This is a genomic window from Streptomyces lushanensis (assembly GCF_001700515.1).
Classification (GTDB): Bacteria; Actinomycetota; Actinomycetes; order Streptomycetales; family Streptomycetaceae; genus Streptomyces; species Streptomyces lushanensis.
In genome coordinates this window covers 1-751 of record NZ_MAUD01000711.1, presented here as the reverse complement: position 1 = coordinate 751, position 751 = coordinate 1, and the positions used below count along the sequence as shown (strand labels likewise).

Genomic DNA, 751 nt, shown 5'->3' with positions numbered 1-751 from the left:
GGCCGGCTCCCCATGCCCTGATCCGTCGATAGACCGGGAGTACGCCCTCGTGGCCACGTTTCTCTACAAGCTCGGACGGCTCGCCTTCCGGCGCCGCCACTATGTCGCCCTGCTGTGGGTGGCGCTGCTGGCGGTCGCCGGGGTCGGTGCCGCCTCCGCGTCGACCCCCACGTCCAGTTCCTTCTCCATCCCGGGAACGGAGGCCCAGAAGGCCTTCGACCTGCTGGAGCAGCGCTTTCCCGGAGGCAGCGCCACCCACAGCAGGGCGACATAGTGGCGGCGCCGGAAGGCGAGCCGTCCGAGCTTGTAGAGAAACGTGGCCACGAGGGCGTACTCCCGGTCTATCGACGGATCAGGGCATGGGGAGCCGGCCCGACGGCGAGAGCGGCACTCGTCAGGTGAGGAGGGTCCTGCTGGGGACGGTCAGACGCCGAGGGAGGGGAGGACCACGGCATCGAGATACGAACTGAGGAAGCTCCGGTCCGGCGACCGGTCCTCGATCAACTGCCGGGCGACGAAGGCGCCGACCAGCATGTGCGTGACGAAGTTGAGCGCGGGGTTGTCCGCGGCGATCTCGCCACGGTCCACGGCACGTCGCAGCAGCGTATGGAGTCCGTTGATCTCGGGCTCGATCAGCAGCTCACGGAGCGCCTGGTGGAGATCGGGATTGTTGTGGACGGCACGGAACAGGCCCCGCATCAGCGCGGAGTCCCGCTCCATCCGGCAGTCGTCGCCGGCCGCCAGCAGCGCG

The 751-nt window shown here is 69.0% G+C and carries 1 protein-coding gene and 1 pseudogene; one reads left to right on the top strand and one right to left on the bottom strand.

Annotation, left to right across the window (positions count from 1 at the left end):
- Positions 1-49: 49 nt before the first annotated feature.
- Positions 50-268 (top strand): annotated as a pseudogene (locus tag BFF77_RS32560) (hypothetical protein); the annotation flags it as partial.
- Positions 269-423: 155 nt separating this feature from the next.
- Here the strand turns inward: BFF77_RS32560 and BFF77_RS32555 are convergent.
- Positions 424-751: TetR-like C-terminal domain-containing protein (locus BFF77_RS32555; RefSeq protein ID WP_169922769.1), on the bottom strand; the 328-nt coding region annotated here is incomplete at its 5' end.